Origin of the sequence: Kitasatospora cinereorecta, from assembly GCF_024172095.1 — a bacterium.
Taxonomy (GTDB): domain Bacteria; phylum Actinomycetota; class Actinomycetes; order Streptomycetales; family Streptomycetaceae; genus Kitasatospora; species Kitasatospora cinereorecta.
In genome coordinates this window covers 1,343,563-1,367,807 of the sequence record NZ_JAMZDX010000002.1, presented here as the reverse complement: position 1 = coordinate 1,367,807, position 24,245 = coordinate 1,343,563, and the positions used below count along the sequence as shown (strand labels likewise).

General features: G+C 74.1%; 15 protein-coding genes. All 15 read right to left on the bottom strand.

Features of this window, described 5'->3' with window-relative positions; all coding sequences use genetic code 11:
- Window position 1: 1 nt before the first annotated feature.
- The 15 genes from FHR36_RS12960 to FHR36_RS12890 all read right to left on the bottom strand — a co-directional run bounded on the left by FHR36_RS12960 (window position 2) and on the right by FHR36_RS12890 (window position 24,180).
- Complete coding sequence (locus FHR36_RS12960) at window positions 2–1,363, bottom strand: FAD-binding oxidoreductase (RefSeq protein WP_253796531.1); 1,362 nt, start codon at window positions 1,361–1,363, stop codon at window positions 2–4.
- 2 nt (window positions 1,364–1,365) lie between these two features.
- Entirely contained in the window at window positions 1,366–2,061 is a 696-nt protein-coding gene (locus FHR36_RS12955) for a VOC family protein (protein WP_253796530.1), read from the bottom strand.
- On the bottom strand, window positions 2,055–4,283 hold the full coding sequence (locus FHR36_RS12950; RefSeq protein WP_253796529.1) for a methyltransferase: 2,229 nt from the start codon (window positions 4,281–4,283) through the stop codon (window positions 2,055–2,057). Before FHR36_RS12950 ends, FHR36_RS12955 begins: the two co-directional genes overlap by 7 nt.
- Window positions 4,280–5,338 (bottom strand): saccharopine dehydrogenase NADP-binding domain-containing protein, encoded by a 1,059-nt coding sequence (locus FHR36_RS39300; RefSeq protein WP_308199304.1) that lies wholly within the window; start codon window positions 5,336–5,338, stop codon window positions 4,280–4,282. The genes FHR36_RS12950 and FHR36_RS39300 overlap by 4 nt, the downstream gene beginning before the upstream one ends.
- Complete coding sequence (locus tag FHR36_RS12940; RefSeq protein ID WP_253796528.1) at window positions 5,335–12,918, bottom strand: non-ribosomal peptide synthetase; 7,584 nt, start codon at window positions 12,916–12,918, stop codon at window positions 5,335–5,337. The genes FHR36_RS39300 and FHR36_RS12940 overlap by 4 nt, the downstream gene beginning before the upstream one ends.
- A gap of 58 nt (window positions 12,919–12,976) precedes the next feature.
- A complete protein-coding gene (locus tag FHR36_RS12935) occupies window positions 12,977–13,777 on the bottom strand; it encodes a thioesterase II family protein (RefSeq protein WP_253796527.1) in 801 nt (266 codons plus the stop codon).
- The gene (locus tag FHR36_RS12930; protein ID WP_253796773.1) at window positions 13,774–16,251 is read right to left on the bottom strand and encodes an ABC transporter ATP-binding protein/permease; all 2,478 of its coding nucleotides are present in this window, start codon (window positions 16,249–16,251) and stop codon (window positions 13,774–13,776) included. Before FHR36_RS12930 ends, FHR36_RS12935 begins: the two co-directional genes overlap by 4 nt.
- 43 nt (window positions 16,252–16,294) lie before the next feature.
- A complete protein-coding gene (locus FHR36_RS12925; protein WP_253796526.1) occupies window positions 16,295–17,257 on the bottom strand; it encodes an ABC transporter permease in 963 nt (320 codons plus the stop codon).
- Window positions 17,254–18,840, bottom strand: a complete 1,587-nt coding sequence (locus tag FHR36_RS12920) for an ABC transporter substrate-binding protein (protein ID WP_253796525.1) — start codon at window positions 18,838–18,840, stop codon at window positions 17,254–17,256. The genes FHR36_RS12925 and FHR36_RS12920 overlap by 4 nt, the downstream gene beginning before the upstream one ends.
- An 83-nt stretch (window positions 18,841–18,923) precedes the next feature.
- A complete protein-coding gene (locus FHR36_RS12915) occupies window positions 18,924–20,153 on the bottom strand; it encodes a YibE/F family protein (RefSeq protein ID WP_253796524.1) in 1,230 nt (409 codons plus the stop codon).
- 91 nt (window positions 20,154–20,244) lie between these two features.
- Window positions 20,245–20,676: a Fur family transcriptional regulator gene (locus FHR36_RS12910; RefSeq protein ID WP_253796521.1), complete on the bottom strand. Its 432-nt coding sequence runs from the start codon at window positions 20,674–20,676 to the stop codon at window positions 20,245–20,247.
- 30 nt (window positions 20,677–20,706) lie between these two features.
- A complete protein-coding gene (locus FHR36_RS12905) occupies window positions 20,707–21,516 on the bottom strand; it encodes a metal ABC transporter permease (RefSeq protein WP_253796519.1) in 810 nt (269 codons plus the stop codon).
- Window positions 21,513–22,418, bottom strand: coding sequence for a metal ABC transporter permease (locus tag FHR36_RS12900; protein ID WP_253796518.1), 906 nt, complete (start codon window positions 22,416–22,418; stop codon window positions 21,513–21,515). The genes FHR36_RS12905 and FHR36_RS12900 overlap by 4 nt, the downstream gene beginning before the upstream one ends.
- The gene (locus FHR36_RS12895) at window positions 22,409–23,254 is read right to left on the bottom strand and encodes a metal ABC transporter ATP-binding protein (protein WP_253796517.1); all 846 of its coding nucleotides are present in this window, start codon (window positions 23,252–23,254) and stop codon (window positions 22,409–22,411) included. Before FHR36_RS12895 ends, FHR36_RS12900 begins: the two co-directional genes overlap by 10 nt.
- The gene (locus FHR36_RS12890) at window positions 23,251–24,180 is read right to left on the bottom strand and encodes a metal ABC transporter solute-binding protein, Zn/Mn family (protein ID WP_253796516.1); all 930 of its coding nucleotides are present in this window, start codon (window positions 24,178–24,180) and stop codon (window positions 23,251–23,253) included. The genes FHR36_RS12895 and FHR36_RS12890 overlap by 4 nt, the downstream gene beginning before the upstream one ends.
- Window positions 24,181–24,245: the final 65 nt, after the last annotated feature.

Below are 24,245 nucleotides of genomic sequence, written 5' to 3'. Positions count from 1 at the left end.
GTCAGGTGTTCTCCTCGGTGCGGGGTGGAATGTTGGCGTTGAACCGGAACACGTTGTCCGGGTCCCAGGTCTGCTTGAGGCGCTCCAGCCGGGCGTACGTCTCGTCTCCGTACGCGGCCCGCACCCACGCGGGCTCGGGGTCGGGGAGCAGGTTGAGGTACGGGCCCCTGGTGACGTGCTGCAGCGCGCGCCGGCCGGTGACGGCGGGTGCGAGGTGGACGGGGTTGTCGGGCGCGCCGTACCACTGGGCGCAGATCTCGGCGAACCAGCGGGCGTCGCGGTGGGTGTAGGCCGTCGGACCGGCGGGGGCGCGGCTGATCGCGCCCCCGAGCGCACCCAGCACGACGGAGAAGTTGGGCCCGGACGACTGCCAGAGCGCGACCAGCGCGTCGATGGTCGGATCGGAGAGTTCGGCCAGCAACTCGCCCCGGTTGTAGACGTGCTGCTCGGCGAAGTTCGGCGGCGACTGGAGCAGTCGCTGGTAGGCGAGGTAGGGCATCGGCGCGACCGCGTCGGCGGCCGGAGCGGGGGTGCGCAGCGGTGCCATGATCTCCTCGGCCCGGCCGGGGTCGCCGAACCAGGTCGGGATGAGGACGGCCCCGCGTTCGAAGTGCAGGTGCTCGGGGATCCAGGGCAGCGGCGGAGCGGTCCACACGATGGCGATCAGCGAGGCCTCGTCGGGCGCCTGGTCCAGCCAGTCCCGGGCCCGCCGCAGCACCTCGGGCACTCGCTCGGCCGGGTGGATCAGCGGGCCGGCCACCACCGTCGTCACGGGGTGCAGGCGGAAGCCGAAGCGGGTGACGACACCGAAGTTGCCCCCGCCGCCGCGCAGGCCCCAGAACAGTTCGGTGTTCTGCTGCGCGTCGGCGCGGACCCGGCGGCCGTCGGCGGTGACCAGGTCGAAGAAGAGAACATTGTCGCTGGTGAGGCCGTACTGCCGGGAGAGGTCGCCCACTCCCCCGCCGAGGGTGTGGCCGGCGATGCCGACCCCGGTGTTGCGAGCCCCCGGCAGGGCGAGGCCGTACTGCTGGGTGGCGGCGTCGAACTCGCCCCAGGTGAGCCCGGGTTCGGCGACGGCGGTGCGGCCGTGCGGATCGACGTCGATGCGCTTCATGCCGCCGAGGTCAAGCACCACGCCGCCGTCGCAGGTGCCCCAGCCGGCGACGTTCGCGCCGCCGCCGCGCACGGCGACCGGCAGCCGGTGTTCGCGGGCGTGGGCCAGTGCGACGATCACGTCGTCGCTGCCGGTGCACCGGGCGATCAGGGCGGGGCGGCGGTCGACGCGGGCGTTGCGGACCCGGCGGGCGGCGTCGTAGCCGGGCATGCCCGGGGTGAGCAGCTCGCCTCGGAAATGGGTGCGCACGGTCAGTCCCTCCGAGCCGGAGCGAGCCACGCTCCGTGCAGCTTGACCGGATCCAACGCGTCCTCGAGTCCGTGGAGTTCGACCCTTCGGACGCCGGTGCGTCCGGACGGGCGGGCGTCGATCCAGGGGTCGTCCGAGCCGACCAACGCGTCGTACGCCGTGCGGTCGGCGGCGGCCACGGCCATGCCGATGCGGGCGACGCCCCGCGCACCGTTGGGGTGGAGCACCTTCTCGGGGCGCTGCGGCGGGTCGTAGGCGGAGACCACGAAGGGCAGGCAGGACGGGCTCGGGGCAAGGAACTGGTAGCGCACCCGGTCTCCGTCGGGCCGGGTCCGAGCGCCCTTCATCACTCGCGAGACCGTGACGCCCCAGGCCCGCAACTCCGCTCTGACCCCGTCGAGTTCGGTGTCGTCGGTCTCGAGCGCGAGGTCACGCCAGCCCTCGCCCGGGCGCGCCCAGCGGGCGAGGCGCTCACCGGCCGCTCGGCCGTGGCGGAGGGCGAAGGGGTGCCGCAGCAGGCCGAAGCGGGCGGGCAGTTCGAAGAGCTCGATGAACGGTCCGGACTCGAACCAGAGCAGCGCGTTGTGCGCCCAGTCGGGTGCGCCGCCCCACGCCATGGTGAAGCCGAGCTCCTCGAAGTCCCGCACGGCGGCGTGGATGTCGTCGACCTTGCAGAGGATGTGGCCGGCTCTCAGCACGGGCCGCCCTCCTTCCGGGCAGCGAACAGCCGTTGGCCGAGCGGTGCCAGTGGATGGTCCTCGGCGGGCAGGGTCCGTACGTCGCCGAGGCCGGCGCCGGTGAGTACGTCCGACCACTGCGCGCGGCTGAGGAAGGTGGTGCCGGACTCGCGACGGGCGTCCTGGGGCGGGGTCATCATGAACGCCTGGGAGGCCAGGATCTCCAGGTGCTCCCTGGTCGGCTCGGTGATCAGCAGCCGCCCGCCCGGGGCCAGCAGCTTTACCAGTTCGCGGACGGTGGCGTCGGCGTCGCAGGCGTTGTTGAGCACTCCGGCGGCGATGACCACGTCGAAGGAGTCGGGCGCGAGCCCCTGGGCCGCGGCCGGGCGGTCGATGTCGAACACCGCGAAGCGCAGCCCCGGCCGCCCGGCGAAGCGTTCCCGCGCGGGGGCGAGGAAGAACTGCGAGAGGTCGGTGAACAGATAGTCGGCCTCCGTGAGCTGCGCGAGGACCGCATCGGTGGTCGCCCCGGTGCCCGCGCCGACCTCCAGGATCCGCAGCGGGCGCGGCGCGGCCTCGGCGATCCGCCGTACGGCCTCGGCCACGGCGGCATTGAGGTAGCGGGCGGTGGCGGTCTCCCGGTAGACGGCGTCCGCCAGGTCGGTCCGGCCCTCGGGGAAGAGCAGCAGGGCCGGGTGCTGCTCGCCGCTCATCAGCTCGGGCAGGTGCTCGGCGTTGGCCCGCAGGTAGTCGATGAACGCGGCCGATCCGAGCCCGCCGGTCCAGGCGTCGGCGGCCAGCTCCCAGGAGCGGGCCACGGCCGTCTCCTCGATCGGCCCGGCGGCGAGGAACCGCTCCGACTCCCGCCGGGCCAGGCCGTGTTCGGCCAGAATGCCGAGCCAGCGTTCGACCAGCGCGTGGTGCTGCGGCGCGGTCCGGGCGGCGGCGAGGATCTCGGCCGCCGGGCGGCCGGGCCCGGACGGCTCGAGGAGGCCGCACCGCTGGAACGCCAGGGCCACGGAGGAGAGGACGGCTTCGTCCAACCGCTCCACGAAGGTGCGGGTCCCCTCGGCGGTGATGCCGTGTGCGGTGCGTTCGGCGGCCTGCGCGGCGGCGTCGATCGGGTCGCCCGCGTTGTCGCTCCCGGCCACCGTCTCGTCCTCGATGTCCGCCACCGCCGCGATCAACTCCGCGACCGGCAGCGGCCGGTGGGTCTGGGCGGGCCGGAGCGACGGGTAGCCGGCGGCGGCGGTGACGTCCTGCCAGAGCCGACACAGCGCGAGGTGGTACTGCTCCGGGCGCTCCGCGCCGGGCAGGCCCAGGATCGCGGCCCGCTGGGCGAGCAGGTCGGCCCCGATCGCGGCGGGCCACAGCTCGCCCAGGATCCGCCGGTAGGCGGGCGGCTGCGCCGGCCCCAGGACGACCGTGCTCGGCTCGCCCAGGTGCCCCGTGCCCGGGCCGGTCATGTCGAAGCGGTGCTTGACCGCGTCCGGGATGTGCAGCCGGGGGATCCAGGTGACCGGCCCGTGGGTGTCGGTGAGCGTGAGCGCGCCGCCGTCCGTGCCGATGGTCACCCGGTGCAGCAGATGGATGTGGTTGTCGGGGTCGGCCGGATCGACCTGGTTGTGCACCCGCAGGGTGAGCGGCACGCCGCTCACCTCACCGGCGAGCACGGTGAACGGCGCGTCCTGCCCGCCCGCCGGGTCGAGCCGCCACGGCCGGACGCCGCCCAGCGCGTCCCCGAGCAGGTGCACCAGCGGGAAGGCCACCTGCATCGAGCAGGCCGCGTCCACGTACACGGCGTGCTGCCGGTTGAGCAGCGCCCGTGCCGCCGCCGCGAACCAGCGCACCGCGGGCAGTCGCACGTACAGGTCGCCGAGCCGGTAGCGGACGCCGTGCCGGCGCGCGGTGCGCAGGCAGGCGGCGAGGTCGTCGTGGTGCACGGGCTGCTCCTGGACGACGTGGATGCCCCGCGCCATGAGCGCCTGTGCCAGGTCGCTGCCCGAGCCCCCCATCACGCCGGACCGCACGACCACGCAGGCGAGGTCGATGTCGTCCGGCAGCTGCGCCACCTCGGCATACAGCGGCACGCCGTGGCGTCGGGCGCACTCCACGGAGCGCTCGCCGCCCCGGGCGAGAATGCCCGCGAGCTCGAACTCCTCGGGCAGCGCGGCGATCGCGGCCAGGTAGAACTGCCCGAACGTCGTCCCGCACACCACCACCCGCAGCCTGCGGCCGGTCACAGGACCCCCTCCTCTTCATTCATCAGCTCGTCGATGCGGGCCTGAGTGACAGTCAGTTCGCACAGCTCCCGCAGGTTCTCCAGGGCGCGCCGGGGATCGAGCGCCGTCGCCGCCGGCCGGACGCCCGGCGGGACCTCGCCGCCCAGCACCGCCCGGGCGGCCACGGCGGTGACCGCGCCGGTCAGCTCGGCGATCCCACCGGATCGCACAACCGCCGTACGGCTGACCGGACTTCCGTTCGCACGTCCGTCGAGCTGGACGAGCAGCGTCGCGTACGGCTGCCGCCCCGCCACGTCCAACGCGGTCGCCCGGCACAGCCGGGCCACCGCCTCGGGCCGCGCCAGGGTGCGGGCGGCATCCAGGGCGATGCCGAGGCGCTCGCCGTCCAGCACGCTGTACCAGGTGCCCGTGCGGAGGGAGAGCTCCTCGGCCAGCTCCTCACCCTCGGCGTCCAGGTACGGCAGTGCGGTCACGGGCCGTGGCAGGTACGGCAGGCGCAGTCCGGCCAGGCGGGTGCGGGCCGCGCCGCGGCGGGTTCCGTCGTCCCAGGCGGCGAGCGGTTCGTTGGCCTCGCCGAGGACGCCGTGCAGATAGTCCTCCGCGCCCGCGCCGGTGAACCGGTCCAGCACGGCGGCGTACGCCGTCAGCGTGTGGACGGCGTCGAAGCCCTGCCCCGCCAGCCAGCGCGGCAGCAGCCCCGAGAGCCCGGGCAGCGCTCCGGCGTTGAGCACCACGCTGCGGTCGCCGCAATCGAGGTCGAACGGTTCGCCACCGGCGTCCACGTGGTGGGCGCCCGCCGCCACCGCCGCCCCGGCGACCCGCTCGGCGGTGAGGTGCGACGGGCCGGAGCAGTTGACGACCACCCGGCAGCCCCGGACGAAGCGGGCGAGGGAGGCCTCGTCGGTGACGTCCACGGGGATCTGCTCGGCCACCAGGCCCTCCGGCAGCGGGTGCGGGTTGCGGCCGCCGATCCGCAGCGGGCCGACCCCCCAGCGGGCCAGGATCCGGGCGGCCCGCGCCCCCACGGCCCCGTGGCCGCCGATGACGCCGATCACAGCTCGCCCTCCTCGGTGTCCTCGGCCGCCGCCAGGAGCTCGGCGAGCGTCTCGGCGACCTCGGCCAGGCCGGGGGCCCGGAACATCCGGCGCAGCGGCAGCTCGACCCCGTAGCGGCGCCGGACCTGCTCGATGAAGCGGGTGGCCAGCAGACTGTCGCCACCGAGTTCGAAGAATCCCCGGCTGCGTCCGGTCACGGCGGTGCCCAGCAGGTCCGACCAGAGCTCGGCCACCGCCGACTCCAGCTCCCCTCGCGGCGGCTGGTCCGCCGTCTCGGACGTCCCCGTGGCCACGAGTGCGGCGATCGCGGCCCGGTCGACCTTGCCGTTGGCGCTCAGGGGCAGCCAGGGCAGCACCTCGATCCGTTCCGGCACCATGTGGGCCGGGAGGCGGCCCGCCGCGTGGTCGCGCAGGGCGTCCGGCTGCGGGTCGGCGGTGTCCTGCGGGCGCCGCGCCCACAGCAGGTCCGTGAGCGAGTCGCCCACCGCCCGGTGGCCCGTCGCGCGCAGCCCGGCCGCCGCGAACAGGTCGGCCCAGCGGGCGCCGGGGAGCATCGGGGTGCCCGCCCTGCGGCGGGCCTGGTCCAGGCCGGTGTAGCCGCCGTCGAGCAGACCCGCGGTCAGGAGGGCGATCGGCGTCAGCGCGGAGCGTTCCACCGCCAGCAGCCGTCCGCCCGGGCGGGCGAGCAGCGCGGCCAGGGCGGGTCCGTGGGCGGCGTCGGGGTAGCGGTGCAGCGCGTTGGCGGCCAGCACCACGTCGAAGCGGTGTCGCAGCTCCTCGGGCAGCCGCCCGGTGTCCACCTGGCGGCAGGCGGTGTGGTGCGGCAGTGCGGCGAGCCGCGTGGTTGCCGCGGCCACCATGGCCGGGGAGGCGTCGAGCAGGGTGTAGCGCGCCTGCTCGGGGGTGAGCAGGGCCAGCAGGCGTTCGGCGGTGCGGCCCGCCCGGCCGTCCAGCTCGACGATCTCCAGCGGACGGCCTGCCTGCTCGGCCAGTGCGGCCAGCTCGGCCGCGAGTTCGGCGAGTGCCGTACCGGTCCCCGGGTCGGCGTCGGCGAGGTTGGCCGGGGCGAGCACCTCGTCGTCGAGCAGGACGGTGGCGTCCCGACGGCCGGCGAGGATCTCCCGGTAGTCGGCGAGCCGTTCCAGCAGGCGGGTGTGGGCGCGCCCGACCAGGCCGGCGTAGCCGTCGCCGGCCGCCGGTCGGCGGGAGAGCGCGGCGGGCAGCTCGGGGCCGGGCGCGTACCCGTCCGGCTGCTCGAGCAGCACCTTGCGCTCGACCAGGTGGGCCAGCCACAGCCGCAGCACCGGCAGGTGTTCCTCGGCGAGATCCAGGCGGGCGGCGAGCCCGCCGATTTGGCGGGCGCCGGTCAGCGCCGCCAGGTCGAGCAGTCGGACGAGGAACGCCTCGGCCGCCTCCGCCTCCAGCCGGACGGCCGCGTCCCGTGCGGCCAGGACGTCGGCCGACGGCGGTGTGCCGTCCGCCTCCTCCGGTCCGGCGGACGGGGCTGCCTCCACCACCGCCCCGACCAGGCGTCGCCCGGCGCCCTCGCCGGACACCGCGACCACGGCCCGGCCGACGCCGGGGGCGGACTGCAACGCGGCTTCGATCTCGCCGAGTTCGATCCGGTGCCCCCGGATCTTGACCTGCTGGTCGGCCCGGCCGAGGAACTCCAGCGTGCCGTCCGGCCAGTAGCGGCCCAGGTCGCCGGTGCGGTACCAGCGCCGGCCGTCGACCGTGACGAACTGCCGTGCCGTCAGCTCGGCTTCGCCACGGTACCCCTCGGCGACGCCCGCGCCGCCGATCCAGAGCTCGCCGGGCACCCAGTCCGGGCAGTCCCGGCCGTGTCCGTCCACCACCCGGAAGCGCTGGCCGCGCAGCGGGAACCCGTACGGCACCGAAGGCCAGGCGGGATCGACCCGTTCGACCTCGAAGGCGTTGGACCAGATCGCGGCCTCGGTGGCGCCGCCCATCGCGATGAACCGCCCGCCGGGCCGCCGGGCGGCGAACCGGCCGGGCAGGTCCAGCGGCACCCAGTCGCCGGACACGAGCGCGAGCCGCAGCGACTCGAGCGGCTGCTCGGTGCCCTCGGCGACGGTCAGCAGCATCTCCAGCAGCGCGGGGACGCTGTTCCACACGGTCACCCCGTGCCGGTGGACGAGCTCCAGCCAACGTCGGGCGTCCCGCCGGTCGTCCTCCTCGATCAGCACGAGGGAGCCGCCGGCCGAGAGCAGGCCGAAGATGTCGTACACCGAGAGGTCGAAGTCGAGGGCCGACACGGCGAGCACCCGGTCCGCCCCGCCGATGCCGAAGCGGTCGTTGATGTCGGTGACGGTGTTGGCGGCGGCCCGGTGGCTCAGCTCGACGCCCTTGGGGGCGCCGGTCGAGCCGGAGGTGAAGATCACGTAGGCGAGCTGCTCCGGCGCGACCTCGGCGGGCCCGGCGGCGGGCGGGGCCGAGACCGAGTCGGCCATGAGCAGCGCTCGCACCCCCTCGGCCCGACCGGGCTCGTCGGTGACCGCGAAGCGCACACCGGCCAGCCGGTGGATGCGGTCCCGGCGGGCCTGCGGCTGGTCGACGCCGACCGGCACGTACGCCGCCCCGGCGGCCAGCACGCCCAGCACGGCGGCGATCTGCTCGGGCCCCTTGGGCAGGGTGACGGCCACCGGCTCGCCGGGCCGGACCCCGTGCTCGGCGAGGACGGTCGCCAACCGCAGGGCACGGTCGGCCAGTTCGCCGTAGCTCAGCTCGCTGCCCGCACCCCACACCAGCGCGGTCCGTTCGGGGTGCTCGACTGCCCGCCGGAAGAACTCCCGGTGCAGCAGGCTGTCGAGCTCTCCCGCTCCGGTGTCGTTGACGAGCTCCCGGGTGCGGCGCTGCGCCTCGGGCAGCAGGTCCGGGGCATCACCGTCCCAGGGCGACGTGGCGAGCCGGTCCAGCAGCCGGAGGTAGGCGGCGAACATCTCCTCCACGAGCCCGGCGGGGAAGAGCCCGTCCACCACGTCCCAGTTGAGCCGGACGCCGCCGTCGGCCTCGGTGACCTGGTGGTCGAGCCAGACCTGCGGGGTCTGCGACACGCCCCAGACATGCTCGGCGAACGGCCCGTCCACCTCACTGCCGACGCCGAGCGCGCTGGTGAAGACGACCGGCATGGTGACCTCGGCCTCGCCCGTGCTCCGGGCGAGCCGGCGCAGCACCTGGACGGCGGACAGGTCCCGGTGGTCCAGGGCTGCCCAGAGCTCCTGCTGGATGCGCCGGGCGGCGGCGAGCCGGCCCTCGCCCGGCTGCGGACGGCTGGCCACCAGCAGCAGCGAGGTGAAGTCACCCAGCACGTTGTCGACGTCCGGATGAAGCTCCTTGCGGTCGAAGAGCGTGAGGTTGAGGGTGAGTTCGGGCCGGGCGCTCCAGCGGCCGAGCACCTCGGCGAAGGCGGAGAGCAGGACGGCGGACGGGGTGACCCCGTAGCCGCGCGCCCGGTCGGCGATCGGCTGCCAGCGCGCGGCGTCGAGCCGGGCCTCGTGCCGGACGAAGCGCAGCCGTTCGAGCGCCGACGGGTCGACGGCGAGTGGGAGTTGCGGGGCTGGGGGCAGCTCGGGCAGCCGTGCGGTCCAGTACGCCTCCGCTGCGGCAAGCGCCGCCGGATCGGGGGCGGCCGCGCGCAGGTAGTCGCGGAACGAGAGGCCCACCGGGGGCAGTTCGGTCGCCGGGTCGGTGTAGAGCGCGCCGAGCTCGCGGTAGACGATGAGGATGCTCAGCGCGTCCAGGACGAGGTTGTCGATGCCGATCGCGAGCCTGGTCCGCCGGCCCGAGCGGACGGCGCCGACGGCGAACAGCGGCCAGCAGGACGGGTCGAACACCCGGTGCGACGCCTGCTCGCGCAGCTCGGCGAACGCCTCCTCGGGGTCCGGCCCCGCGTCGGCGACCGCGATGGTGAATCGGGGCACCTCGGCGAGGATCCGCTGGTCGCCGTTCTCGTCGAAGACGGCCCGCAGCATCTCGTGCCGCAGCACCAGCCGGTTGACCGCCTCCTCCAGCCGGGCGAGGTCGAGATCGTCCAGGTCGTACTCGCGGTAGAAGTGGCAGCCGATGCCGCCGAGGGTGAAGCCCTCGCCCCGGCCCAGCCAGTACGCGCGCTGGACGTCGGTCGGGGCGAACGGCTCGTGCCGGTGCTCCTGATCCGCGACAGGCGTCGTCGGCGCAGCAGCGACGTCGGGGGCCAGGAGGGCGGCGAAGTCGGCGAGCACGGAGTGCGCGAACAGCTCGGCGAGCCTGATCGTGCCGTAGCCCTCGGCGCGCAGGCGGGACACCAGGCGGGTCGCCAGCAGCGAGTCGCCGCCGAGCGCGAAGAAGTCGTGCTCCCTGCCGACCCCTTCCACGCCGAGGATGTCCTGCCAGGCGGCGGCCAGCCGCTGCTCGGCCTCGCCGACCGGGGCGGTGACGGGCTCCGCGGCCCGGAACTCCTGGGCACCGAGCAGGCGGCGCAGCGAGGCCCGGTCGATCTTGCCGTTGGGTGTCAGCGGGAGGGTGGGCAGGACGGCGATCCGCTCGGGCGCCATCGCGACCGGCAGCCGTTCCGCGAGGTGGGCCCGGAGCGCGGGCAGGTCGAGGGACTCGCTCGCGGCCTCGGGGGCGAGGGCCGACCGGTCGGGGGCACGCTGCGCGGCGCGGGCGGTGGTGACGGCGGCGGCGAGCGCACGGTCCTCGCCGACCACGGCCACGCCCTGGGCCACACCGGGGTACGACGTCAATGCGGCCTCGATCTCGCCGAGTTCGATCCGGTGGCCCTTGACCTTGACCTGGTGGTCGGCCCGGCCGAGGAACTCCAGCGTGCCGTCCGGCCGGTAGCGGGCCCGGTCGCCGGTGCGGTACCAGCGCAGGCCGTCGGCCGTCACGAACCGGTCCGCCGTCCGCTCGGGATCGCCCCGGTAGCCGCGGGCGACGCCCGCGCCACCGATCCACAGCTCGCCCGGCACCCAGTCCGGCGCGTCCCGCCCGAGGGGGTCGACCACCCGGCAGGTGACGTTGGACAGCGGGGTGCCGTACGGGACGGAGACCCAGTCGTCCGGGATGCCGTGCACCTCGCAGACGGTGGAGTGGACGGCGGTCTCGGTGGTGCCGCCGAGGGCGACGAAGCGGCACTCCGGGGCCAGTTCGCGCACCCGGCCGGGCAGGTCCAGCGGTACCCAGTCACCGCCGAGGAGGGCGAGCCGAAGGGCGGGGTGCGGGCCGTCCGCCGCAGCCGTGACGAGCATGTCGAGCAGGGCGGGCACGCAGTTGACGATCGTGGCGCGGTGTCGGTGCATCAGGTCGGCCCAGACGGCGGCCTCGCGCCGTTCCTGCTCCTGCGGGCAGACCACGGCGCCGCCGGCGGTGAGCGGGCCGAAGATGTCGTACACCGACAGGTCGAAGTCCAGCGCGGAGAGGGCGAGGGTGCGGTCACTCGAGCCCACGGCGAAGCGCTCGTTGAGGTCGTCGACGGTGTTCGTCGCGGCGGCGTGGGTGAGTTCGACACCCTTGGGCTCGCCGGTCGAGCCGGAGGTGTAGATCACGTAGGCGAGGTCGGTGTCGCCGCCCGCGACCGGCCCGGGCAGCGCAGCGACCCCGTCCGGTACGACGGTGTCCTCCAGCACCAGCCGGACGCCGGCCGCGCGGTGGATGCGCGCGCGGCGCAGCGCGGGCTGGTCGACGCCGAGCGGGAGGTAGGCGGCGCCGGCGGCGAGGACCGCGAGGACGGCGGTCACCTGGTCCGGGCCCTTGGGCAGAGTGACGGCGACCAGGTCGCCGGGGCCGACACCCTGATCGCGCAGCCGGGCGGCCAGGCGCAGGGCGTGGTCGGCGAGTTCGCCGTAGGTACGGGAGCCGTCGGTGCCCCAGAGCAGGGCGGGGGCCTCGGGCCGGTGGCGGGCGTGGGCAAAGAAGCCGTCGTGCAGGCGGGCGCCCGAGCGCTGACGGGCGGTGGCGTTGACCCGCTCGCGGACCTGCCGTTGCCCGTCCGGCAGCAGGGCGGACGGCGGCGCGGACCAGGCGTCCGGGCCGCTCAGCAGGCGGTCGAGCAGCAGCGAGTAGGCGGCGAACATGGCGTAGAGCGCGCCGGGGGCGAATGCGGCCTCGCGGGCGTCCCAGTTGACCAGCAGGCCGCCGTCGAGCTCGGTGACCTGGGCGTCCAGGTGGACCTGCGGGCCCTGCGAGATGATCCAGCAGGCCTCACCGAAGGTCCGACGCACAGCAGCCGGAAAGAGGTCTCCCAGGCCCAGCGCGCTCGTGTGGACGACCGGCGCGAGGACGCGCTCGCCGCGCAGCCGCGAGGCGTCGCGCAGCACCTCGACACCGGAGTAGCCACCGTGGGCGGCGTCCGCATGGAAGCGGGACTGGAGCCGCAGCGCCCGCTCGGCGAAGGAGCCGGGCGCGGCGCCGTCCCACGCCAGCAGGACGGAGGAGGTGAAGTCACCTACCAGAGAAGGTACTTCGTCGTTCATCGGCTCGCGGTCGAACAGCGGCAGGTTGAGCAGGAGGTCCGGTTCGGCGCTGAATGCGCCGAGGGTCTCGGCGAAGACCGCGGTCAGGGCCATCGCCGGAGTGAGCCCGTGGCGGCGGGCGAGTTCGCCGAGACATCGGGCGGCCTCGGCATCGAGCCACCGGTGCCGGCGCACGACGGTGGTCGCGGCGGAGGCGGAGTGGTCCGGGGCGAGCGGGAGCTGCGGGGCGGCGGGGAGTTCGGGCAGTCGGCGCTGCCAGTGCTCGCGGTCGGCGGCGAGTGCGCTCGCGCGGTCCGGTTCGGCGCGCCGAGCGGCGCGCTCGGCCAGGTAGCGCGGGTAGCTGTACGTGAGCGGCGGCGCCGCCGCGGGGTCGTCATAGGCCTGGGCGAGATCGGCGAGCAGGACGCGCAGGCTGAGCGCGTCGGCGGCGACCATGTCCAGATTGACGTGGACGCGGGTGCCACCCGCGCGCATCTCCTCCGGCAGCAGCGAGAGCTGGACGTCGAAGACCTCGCCCGCCGCGATGTCCAGACGCCGGTGCGAGAGCCGACCACGCAGCTCCTCCAGGCGCCGCTCCGCCTGCTCGGCGGGAAGGTCGCGCAGGTCGTGGACGGTCAGGCCCGGCCAGGAGCTGTGCGGCGCGATCTGCTGGCGGCCGTCGTCCAGGATCCTCACCCGGAGCATGCCGTGCCGCGCCAGCACGGCCCGCACCGCTGCTTCCAGCCGCCCGGCCTCGACCCCGCCCCCGTCGAACTCGTTGTAGAAGTGTGCGGCCACGCCGCCGAGCTGCTGGCCCTCCGACCTGCCGACCCAGTACGCGTGCTGCATCAGCGCGAGGTCGAAGGGTTCACCGTCCTCGGTCCGAACGGCCGACTCCTCGGCCGGGTCCGCGGCCTGCCGCCCGGCGAGCAGTGTCCGCCAGGCCGCGAGCGTCGGTTCGGCGGCCAGCTCGGCGAAGCCGATGTCGAGGCCCGTGCGGCGCAGGTGGCCCGCCACTCGCATCATGGCGAGCGAGTCGAGGCCGAGCTCGATCAGGTTGTCCCGCTCGCCGATCTGCTCGGCCTCGAACTCCACTAGTTCGGCGATGAGTTCCGACAGATCCGTCACTGGATGACCCTTCTCGACATGAATCCTCGACCGGCGTACCCCTGGTCGGAGCCTCACCTTATTCACAATGATTTTCATTAGCAATAAGATGCCCAGCATCCGGACCCGAGGCGGCGAGCCCCGCCAGCACGGCGTCGACCACGGCGCCGGGCTGATCCGACAGGTAGAAGTGCCCGCCGGGGAAGGTCAGCAGCTCGAAGGAGCCCGTGGTCCACTCCCGCCAGCCGGCCGCCTCCTCGGCGGTCAGCTCCGTGTCCCGGTCGCCGACCAGGGCGGTCACGGGGCAGTCGAGCAGGCCCCGCGGCGCCGCGGTGTGGTGCTCGATCAGCCGGTGGTCCTCCCGCACGGCGGGCAGCACCAGCGGCCGGATCTCGGGTATCGCCAGCAGTTCCCGCGCACTGCCGCCCAGCCGCAGCAACTCGGCGCAGAGCGCGTCGTCGTCGAGCAGGTGGACCGTACCGCCGTGCCGGTACTGCGGCGCCTCGCGGGCGGAGGCGAACAGGTGGACCGGCCCCCGGTGCCCGGCCCCGGTCAGGTGCAGGGCGAGCTCCTGGGCGACCGTCGCACCCATGCTGTGCCCGAACACCGCCCACGGCCGGTCGAGCAGCGGGGCCACGGCCTGCGCCAGATCGGCGACCAGCGCGGGCAGGTCGGCAGGGAAGGGTTCGTCCAGGCGGTCCTCCCGGCCCGGCGGGCAGACCAGCACCGGCTCGATCTCCGGTGGCAGCAGGGCCGGCCAGGCCCGGTAGAGTCCCGCCGAGCCGCCGGCGTGCGGCAGGCAGAACAGCCGCAGGGCGGCGCCCGGACGGGCGACGGGGCGGCGCAGTCGGCGGTCGGTCGGCATCTCGGGTTCCTTCACGGTCGCGTCCTTGTCGCCGCTCGGCGCGGCTCGGGCGAGGGCAGCCCCGGTACGCCGAGCAGCAGGTCCTCGGTGGTCGGGTCCGCGGAGGCGGTGAGCAACTGCCCGACGGGCCCCGCCTCCTTGATCCGGCCGTCGGCCAGGACGGCCATCCGGCCGCCGAGCCGGGCGGGCACCGTCAGGTCGTGGGTGACCACCACCAGGGCCACGCCGAGTTCGTCGCGCAGCCGGGCGAGCAGGGCGACCACGGTGGCGGCCGTCGGCGGGTCGAGCGCGCTGGTCACCTCGTCGCAGAGCAGGACGGCCGGTCCGGATGCCAGGGCGCGCGCCAGGGCGACACGCTGGCGCTGCCCGCCGGAGAGCTGCGCGGACCGTCGGGTGGCGAACTCTTCGTCCAGGCCCACGCGTTCGAGCAGCTCCCGGACCGCTGCGCGCAGGCCCGCGGGATCGAGCTCCGGCCGGTGCCGGCCGAGCGGCCGGGCGATGATCCGCTCCACCGTGTGGCGTGGGTTGAGCGAGCTGTGCGGGTCCTGCGGGACGAGCTGGAGCCGCCGCAGTTGTTCGGGCGAGCGGCCGCGCAGTCCCCGGGCCAGGGGGACGCCGTCGAGTTCGATGTCCCCGGCCCGGTCGTCGTGCAGGCCGGCGAGACAGCGCAGCAGCGTGGTCTTGCCGCCGCCGGAGGGGCCGACCACGCTCAGGCAGCCGCCCGGTTCGACGTCGAACGCGATCCCGTCGAGCAGCGTACGGTCACCCCGGCGCGCCGACAGGCCGCGCACCGCCAGCACCGGCCGGGCCGGCGGCTCCGGCGCGTGCTGCGGCAGTTCCGCAGCCGCCCTGTCCTGCACCAGGGCCCCCCGGGCGGCCTCGACCAGCCGTCGCCCCGCCGCACTCTGCGGATGCGCCAGCACCTGGGCCGCCGGCCCGCGTTCCACCAGCCGGCCGCCGTCCAGCACAGCCACCTCGTCGGCGATCGAGGCCATCTGGGCGAGGTCGTGCGCGACCAGCAGGACGGCCGGTCCGTCGTCCTGGCACAGCTGCCGGAGATCGGCCAGCAGTGCCGACGCCGTGGCCTGGTCGAGCGCACTGGTCGGCTCGTCCAGGACCAGTACGTCGGGCCGGTGCGCGAGCGCGGCCGCGAGCGCGACCCGCTGACGCTGGCCGCCCGAGAGCTGGTGCGGATGGCGGCGCAGGAACTCGTCGTCGTCCGGCAGCCGCACCCTTCGCACGGCGGAGCGGATCAGCTCCGGCCGGGCCGCCCGAGGGACGCCACGCGCCCGCAGGTACTCGCCGAGGTGCCCGGCCACCCGCAGCATTGGGGCGAGCGAGGTTCGCGGGTCCTGCGGGACGTATCCGGCGTGCCGGCTCCGCACCCGGCGCAGCGCCCGATCCTGCAGGTGCAGGACGGCGTGTCCGGCCAGGACGGCCTCGCCGGCGCGATGCGTGAGCCCGGGCCGCAGTTCGCCGAGCGCGGCGAGCGCGGCGGTGGTCTTGCCGCTGCCGGAGGGGCCGACCAGCGCGAGCAGGCGTCCGCGCCGAAGTTCCAGGTCGAGGCCGTCGAGCACGGTGCGCGGCCCGTCCGGGGTGTCGGCGTCGACGGTGAGACCCCTCAGCCGCAGGACCGCGTCCGGGTCGGCGGCGGACCCTCCCGCCGGGCGGCTGCCCCGGCGGGCAGGCTGCCGGGCCGGGAACGCCGAGTCGAGCAGCAGGTTCGCCGAGAGCAGGAGCAGCAGGACGGCGGCGGCCGGTACGGCGACCGCGAGCGGTTGGAGGGACAGGCCGTCGCGGTTCTCCAGGATCATCAACCCCCAGTCCGCCGCCGGGGGTTGCGCGCCGTAGCCGAGGAATCCGGCGGTGGCGATGACGAACACGGCTCCCACGAAGCGGACTCCGGCGTCGGCGGCGAGGACCGACGCGAGGTTCGGCAGTACTTCCCTGACCAGGACGTGGCGTTGGCTCTCGCCGCGCGCGAGGGCCGCCTCGACGTAGTCGTGCTGCAGTACCTGGAGCGTGGCCGCCCGGACGACCCGCACGATGTCCGGCAGCAGGACGACGGCCGTCGCCACCCCGACCCCGGCCGGTCCGCGCCCGGCGGCGACCACCAGGACGCTCAGCAGCAGGAATCCCGGCATGCTCAGCAGCACGTCCGTCACCCGCAGCACCGCCGTGTCGGTGCGCCCCCCGCGCAACGCCGCCAGCATCCCGGCGGTGGCGCCCGCCAGGTACGCGACGCCGAGCGCGGCGAGCGAGAGCAGCACGAGCGTGCGACCGCCTGCGAGGAGGCGGCTCAGCACATCGGCGCCGAGGTGGTCGGTGCCCAGCGGGGTGGCTCCCCGGGCCGGGCCGTACGGCATGTCGACCACCTCACCGGGCGGGTGCGGGGCGAGGAGCGGGCCGAGCAGGGCCAGCCCGATGACCGCCGCCAGCACGCTTCCCGCCACGATCGCGCGCCGCTCGACGGGCCGGTTCCTGACCATCACATCGGACTCCTTGCTACGGGTCACCGGCCGGATCACCGAGTCAACTCAGGTTCTTGGCAGCGGGATTGAGGACGCCGGCGAGTGCGTCGGCGAGCAGGTTCAACATCACGGTCAGGGTGGCGACGATGAGCGCGATGCCGAGGACGACCGGGGTGTCCCTGGTCGCGGTGGCGTTCACCAGGGCGGCGGCCAGCCCCGGGTAGCCGAACAGGGTCTCGGCCACCAGCGTCCCGCCCAGCAGATGGGCCAGGTAGCGGGCCATCACCGGCACGGCCGGCACGATCCCCGCCGGGAGGACCCAGCGCAGCACGACCCGCCCCTCGGGCACCCCGCCGAGCCGGGCCGCCTGCGCGGCGTCGGAGGCGGACGCGACGATCACTCCGGCTCTCACCAGCCGTACGTTCTGCGCCAGGCACACCGACACCAGGGTCAGCACCGGCAGGACCAGGAGCTCCGGCTGCGACAGCGGGCTGTTGCCGGCCGAGGGCAGCGACACGGCCGGCAGCCAGCCGAGGCCGACCGCGAGCAGCAGCACCAGCAGCGTGCCGGTCACGAACTCCGGCAGGCTGACCAGCGCGAGCGTCGCGCCCGACACCAGCCGGTCCGCCGCTCGGCCCGCGCGCAGTCCGGCCCACAGGCCGAGGCCGACGGACAGCGGCAGCAGCAGCGCCGCCGCAACGGCGCCCAGCAGCAGCGAGTTGCCCGCCCGCGCCGCGATCAGGTCGGCCACCGGGGTGCCATTGGCGTACGAGGTGCCGAGGTCGCCCTGCACGGCGTGCCAGAGCCAGTGTCCGTACCGCTGCCACCACGGCTGGTCGAGGCCGAGGCCGTGCCGGAGTTCGGCGATCCGCTCCGGCCCGGCCCGGCCGGCCAGTCGTGCGGCGGCCGCGTCGCCCGGCACCAGCGCGGTCGCGCCGAAGACCAGCAGCGATGCGGCCAGCAGCGTGCCGACCGCACCTGCCAGGCTGCGCAGTGCCCGGGCGAGCGGTCCCGTCCGGCTCACGCCGAGAGGAAGGCGTCGCGCAGACACGGGTAGTCGAAGAAGCCGCGGGCCTGGACACCCCGCACGCTCGGCCGCATGGCCGCGGCCGGGGGGATCCGGGCGAACACCGCGTCACCGCCGCGTTCGTGGAGGTAGTGCTGGACGTCGTTCACGGCGTGGGCGCGCCTGGCGTCGCCGACGGCCGCGTGCATGGCCGTCATCAGTCCGTCGAGGGTGTCGTCGGCCGGCCCGGTGAACGGGTAGGCGGCCTTCGCTCCGTAGAAGAAGGAGAGTTGGAGCGGCAGCGGCATCGCGTTGTACCGGTTGGTCTGCAGCGGTGCGCTGAGCAGCGCCTTGATGTCGGTGTAGTAGTCCGCGGCCGGGATCCTGTCCACCGCGACGGCGAGTCCCGCGGCCTGCCCCTGCTGGACGAAGGCGGTCGCGCTCTCCAGCGTGCCGTACTCGTAGTCGCTGGTGCGGACGGAGAGCTTCAGCCCGCCGAGCCCGGCGGCGGCGAGCAGCTGCTTCGCCCGCTCCGGGTCGTGGGCCCGGCGCGGCAGTGAAGTGTCGTACCAGGACTGGTACTTGCCGAGCGCGTCGTCGGCCGGTTCGCCGAAGCCGAGGGTGACGGTGCGGACCATCGCCTCGCGGTCGATCGCGTACTTGAGGGCCTCGACGGCCTCGGGCCTGGTGAACGGTGCCTGCCCCAGGTTCATGGTGAGGGCGAGGTCGCTCCACAGCTCCTTGGGAGCGGTGACGATCCGCAGGTCGCGGTTGTTCGCCTCGGCCCTGGCCGCGGTGAGGGTGATCCCGCCCGCGTAGTCGAACTGCCCGGCCTTGAGGCCGTTGACGCGCGCGCCCGCGTCGACGACGGAGGCCAGTTCGATCTCGTCGAGGTACGGGCCGCCGCGCGAGGAGTCCCAGTAGTCGCGGCGGGCCGCGAGCAGACTGCTGCTGCCGCGGGTCCAGCTCTTCAGGACGAACGGGCCGGAGCCGACGGCGTGCTCGAAGTCCGTGGTGCCGTCGGGGATCACGAAGATCGACTGCGCTAGCGCCAGGTCGAAGAAGCCGTCCGGGCTCTTGAGGACCAGGTCGAGGGTACGCGGATCACGGACGGTGGAGGCGACCGGGTCGAGGCCGCCGAGCAGCGCGCTCTGGGTGGTCGGGTTCCCGGCCAGGGTACGCAGGCTGAACAGCACGTCCTGCGCGGTGAGTCTGCGGCCGTCGCTGAAGGTGACTCCGTCCCGGACCCGGACCGTCCAGCGGGTCGCGTCGGCGTTCGGCTCGACCGACTCGGCCAGCCGCCAGACCACGGAGCTGCCCTCGAGCTCGCCGAGGGTGTCCCAGACCAGCCGGGCGCGCACGTAGTCGATCGCGGATCCGGTGGCCTGCAGGACACTGGTGGACTCGGCGCTGGAGCCGGCGAACGCCGCGCGCAGCTTGCCGCCCCGGCGCGGTGCGACGCTTGCGGCGGCGGTGCCCAGGGCGGCCGGATCCTTCCCGTTGCTGCCGCAGGCCGCCAAAAGGCCACTTCCGAGAGCCGCCCCCACCCCGACGCCGAATGTGCGCAGCGCGGATCGGCGCGATATCTGATGAACAGTCATTTTTTCCTCACTACAAGCATGCAGGCGTCATCCGCCCAACCTTCCGGCAACCCGGTCAGCCTATAGTAAAATGATAATGCTTTTCAATAAGCGTCATGGTCCGCCGCGGCGATGAGTGCGGCGAGCACGGTGGTGACCGGCACCGAGGCGACCAGGCCGATGCTGCCGACCAGGGTCCGGGCAATCTCCTCGGCAACGATCTCGCTGGTGGCCACTGGGCCGAAGTCGCGGTGGGCGATGGAGAAGAGCAGCAGGAGCGGTAGGGCCGCGCCGGCGTAGGCGAGTACCAGGGTGTTGACCGTGGAGGCGATGTGGTCGCGGCCGATCCGCACCCCCGCGGTGTACAGGCGGCGGGCGTTCATGGTCGGGTCGGCCTGCTTCAGCTCCCACACCGCGGACGTCTGGGTGACCGTCACATCGTCCAGCACACCGAGTGAACCGATGATGAAGCCGGCCAGCAGCAGGCCGCGGATCTCGATATTGGGGTAGAGGTCGTGGATCAGTCCGGTCTCCTCGGAGGTGTTCCCGGTGAGGTGGGCCCAGTTGGTGAACACCGAGCCCAGCACCCCGATCAGCACCAGCGAGACGAGTGTGCCGAGCACGGCGACCGAGGTCCGCGCGGAGAGGCCGTGGCACAGGTACAGCGCGATCAGCATGATGGCGCTGGCACCGACCACCGCGACCAGCAGCGGATCGGAGCCGTGCAGGATGGCCGGGAGGATGAACAGCGAGAGCACCGCGAAGCTGATGACCAGGGCGATGAGTGCGGTGAGCCCTCGCCAGCGCCCGACGATCAGGACGGCCAGCGCGAAGAGTCCGGCCAGCAGTGCGATCGGGGTGTCGCGGTCGACGTCGGCCACGGCGTACTGGAGTTCCGGCGGCGCGTCGGGCGAGTAGGTGAGGATCAACCCTTCCCCGACGCTGTAACGGCGCAGCTCACCCGGGTGGACCGTCACGGTGAAGGTGCGCCCCTGGTCCGGGCCGCTGGTCACCTCGACCGTGGTCTGCCGACAGGTGCCGGTGTCCTGGGGGTTGAGGTCCGAGCAGGGCACCTCGACCACCTGGCTGACCTTGCCGCTTCGCGTCTGCTGGTCGAAGCCCGCGCCGGTGCGCTCGTGCGCGGGCACCCCTCCGGGCCACAGCACGATCAGCCCGACCACCACCGCCACCGCGAACGGCACCAGCACGGCGGCGATGACCCGGCGCAGGTGCGCCGAGACCGGCCTGGCCGGGCCGTGGGCGTGGCTGTGCGCGGCGCCCGCCGCCGGCTCGTGGTGGTGCGGGTCGCCCTCGCCCGGCGGCCTGTCCTCCATGCTGCGGCTCCTCACCCGGTCCCGGTACCACCTCAGATCATCGGTGGCGCCGGGTTCCCGGCCCGGCAGGCTCGGCCGGGCGGGCGTGGCGTCACGGGCCGTCCGATCGGGTGCCGGTGCAGTCGGTGCAGGTGCCGGCGAGTTCGACGGTGTGGTGGACGTCGGTGAACCCCGACTGGCGCACGACGCGCTCGGCCCACTTCTCGACCGGGCCGGAGTCGACGGCGAAGCTGTGGCCGCAGTGGCGGCAGATCAGGTAGTGGCGGTGGTCGGCGCCGGGCCGGTGGCGGTAGTGCCGTTCGCCGGCGTCGTCGCGGACGGTGTCGGCGTACCCGGCGGCGGTGAGCGCGGCCAGCGCCCGGTACACGGTGCTCAGGCCCACCGTCGCGCCGGCGGCGATCATCCGGGCGTGCAGGAGCTGGGCGGTGATGAAGCCGGGGCTGGCGGCGAGCGCCTGCCGTACCAGGACACGCTGCGGTGTCTCCTTCCAGCCGGGCGCAGCGGTCTGGCGTTTGCGGGGCATGGTGGCGGCCTCCGTGGTCAGGTCGCGGCCCTAGGGTCCGACCAGGTGAGCGGCGGCGTAGCAGGTGGCAGTGACGGCCATGATGCTGAAGCTGGGTGGCAGGACGGGGACCTGGGCGCTTAGCGCGAGTCCGGCCCACAGGTCGAGCACGGCGAGTGCGGCGGACAGTCCGAGGGCGCGGTAGGGACGGTCGGTCAGGCGGATGGCCGTGCCCGCCGGGGCGGCGAGCAGGCCGAGCAGCAGCAGCGAGCCGACGGCCTGGGTGACCTCGGCGGCGCACGCCCCGGCCAGGGCGAGGAAGCCGAGGCCGAGCGCGGTGGCGGGTACGCCGCGCGCGGCGGCGACCGCCTCGTCCAGGCTGGCGAAGAGCAGCGGGCGGGCGAGCAGCAGGACGGCGGTGGTGATGCCGGCGGCGATCAGGACGGCGGTGGTGGTCTGCGTGGCATCGAGTCCGTAGATGGAGCCGAAGAGCACGGTGATTCCGGCGTTGCCCTGGGTGCTGCTGCGGTGGGTGGTGTAGAGGGTGAGGAAGAAGGTGCCGAGTCCGAGGATCCAGGAGAACAGGGTGCCGATGACGACGTCGTCGGGTCGGCCGCGACGGCCGAGCGCGCCGAGCAGCAGGGCGACGCCGATGGTGGCGGCGAACAGGCCGAGTCGCAGGTCGTAGCCGCCGGCGAGGGCGGCCATGGCACCGGTGAAGGCGACGTGTCCGAGGGTGTCGCCGGTGAAGGTCTGGGCTCGCAGGACGAGGAAGTACCCGACCAGGCCGGAGGCGAGGGCGATGGCGGTACCGGCCAGCAGCGCGTGCAGGAAGAACGGATGGGACAGGGCCGTGATCACGACGTGGCTCCCGTCGGCAGCGCCACCCGTCCCACAGCGCCTCGTACCGCCCTGGTCAGCTGCGCCAGGACGTACCCGGCGAAGGCGAAGGTGGTGACGAAGAAGCCCAGCGGGTACGGCTGGTAGAAGGCCGCGATCAGCCCGAGCCAGCAGGCGGCGAGGCCGAGGAGCACCGTGAGCGCGAGCCCGAGGACCGGCCGGGCGGTGAGCACCTGGGCGGTGGCGGCGGGCACCACAAGCAGCGCGAACACCAGCAGGCTGCCGGTGATCTGGCTCGCCTCCGCCGTCGCCGCGCCGAGCAGGAGCAGGAAGCCCGCACCGAGCGCTCGCACCGGCACGCCGCGCGCGGCCGCGACCTCCCGATCCGAGGAGGCGAACAGCAGCGGACGGCCGAAGGCCGCCAGCAGCGTGAGGACCACGGCCCCGACGACCGTGAGCAGGGCCACCTGGCCGGTGGTGATGCCGAGGAAGGTCCCGAACAGCAGGGCCTGCGGGCCGCCGAGCATCCCCTTGTAGAGGGTGACGAAGAGAAAGCCGCAGGCCAGCGCGAACGCCTGCACCGTACCGGTGGCCGCGGATTCCACGGCCACGCCGGACCGGCCGCTCTCGCGAAGGCCGGCGATCACCACGGCCGCGAGCAGGCAGGCGCCCAGGTACCCGACCGCGGTGGACACCCCGATGAGGGTGGCGAGGGCGGCACCGGGGAAGGCGACGACGGACAGGGTGTGCCCGGCGAAGGTCTGCCGGCGCAGCACCATGAACCAGCCCACGGCTCCGGCGACCACGGCGACGATCGCCCCGGCGCGGAAGGCGTTGACCATGAAGGGGAAGGACCACATCTCCCGGACGTCGGCGACCAGGTTCCACGTGAACGCGTACGGAGTGGTCTCGGCTAGCAGCACGGGCCACCGCTCCGGCATTCGTCCGGCATTCCGACCACGACCAGTCGACCGTCGGTGGTGCGCAGCACCTCGACGGGGGCGCCGTAGAGCCGGGTGAGGGTCTCGGAGGTGATCACCTCACGGGGCGGGCCGGTGACGGCTCGGCCCTCGGCGAGGTACACGACCCGGTCGAGGTGGTGGAGGATCGGGTTGACGTCGTGGGCGACCATGACGACCGCCACGCCGTCCTCGCGGCAGATCCGGCCGAGCAGGGCGGCGACGGCGCTCTGGTTCGGCAGGTCGAGGCTGTCGAGCGGCTCGTCGAGCAGCAGCAGCCGGGGGCGGGTGACCAGGGCCTGGGCGAGCAGCAGGCGTTGCTGTTCGCCGCCGGAGCACTCGCCGATCGGCCGGTGGGCGTAGCCGGTGGCGCCGGTCGACTCGATGGCCTCGTCGATGCGCCTGCGTTCGGCGCGCCGCCGGGCACGGTTGAGGAACGGCACTGGCAGGCCCCAGCGGTGGCCGTCCAGGCCGAGGCGCACCACGTCGATCCCGCGGATCCGTACGCCCGCGTCGAAGGTGCGGCGCTGCGGCAGGTAGCCGATCTCCGTACGCCCGGGGGCCCGGATCTCCCCGGCCGCCGTGGGAGCGGCCCCGAGCAGCGTCTTCAGCAGGGTCGACTTGCCGACCCCGTTGGGGCCGAGGACAGCGGTGAACTCCCCGGCCCCGATGGTGAGATCGACTCCCGACCAGAGCGTGCGACCGCCGACCCGGACGGCCGCGCCGGTCAACTGGAGCACGGGCGCTCCGGCGTGGGCAGGTGCGGGCACCGCGGCCTGCTCGATCGGCTGGGCGGTCACTTGCCGGTCGCCTGCTTCAACGCGGCGGCGATGCCCTGGAGTTCGGCGGTCTGCCAGTCCTGGAAGCCGGCGTTGCCCGGGGTGGGCGTCTCGGTGACGGTGGCGACCGGGATGCCCTGGGCCTTGGCCGCCTCGACCTGCGCCTTGATGTCCGGGGTGTCGTTCTGGCTGTTGTAGACGTAGATCTTGATCTGCTTGGTCGCGATCTGCTGGTCGATGGTGGCCTTGTCGGCGGCGGTCGGGTCGGTGCCCTCGCTGGTGGCGTCGAGGAAGCTCTCGGGGGTGAGCAGCTTGAGGCCGAGGCTCTCGGCGAGCGGGGTGACGATCGACTCCGAGGCGCCGATCGGGGTTCCGGCGTAGGTGGCCTTGATCTGCGCGATCGCCTGGTCGTACGGGGCCAGGCTCTTGCTCAGGAAGTCGGCCTTCCGGGCGTCGAAGTAGGCGGCGTCGGCCGGGTCGATCTTCTGGTAGTCGGCGGTGATCCGGTCGATGACCTGGTGGACGTCCTCCGGCGAGTACCAGCGGTGCGGGTTGCCGCCCTCCTTGATGCCCACCAGGTCGCCGACCTTGAGCACGGTCCGGCCGGATGCGGGGTTGGCGCCGAGCAGCTTGTCCGTCCAGGCGTCGTAGCCGATGCCGTTGGTGATGACGTACTGGGCGCCCGCGACGGCGCGGCCGTCGGCGGCGGTGGGCTCGTAGTCGTGCGGGTCGGCGTCCGGGCTGTTGATGATGTTGCCCACCTTGGCGTGCTCGCCGCCGAGCTGGGCGGCTATCGAGCCCCAGAAGTTCTCGGCCGCGACGACCTGGACGACCTTGCCGGCGCCGCCCGCATCGGAGGACGGGACGGGCGTGGGCGCGGTCGAGCAGGCGCTGGTTGCGGCGAGCAGCGCGATGGCAGCGGCGGCGGCAAGTCTGGCGGAACGCATGGGGAAGGTCTCCTGGTGGCTCGGGTGCCGGGAACACCCCACACAGTAGATGGGAATGGTTTTCA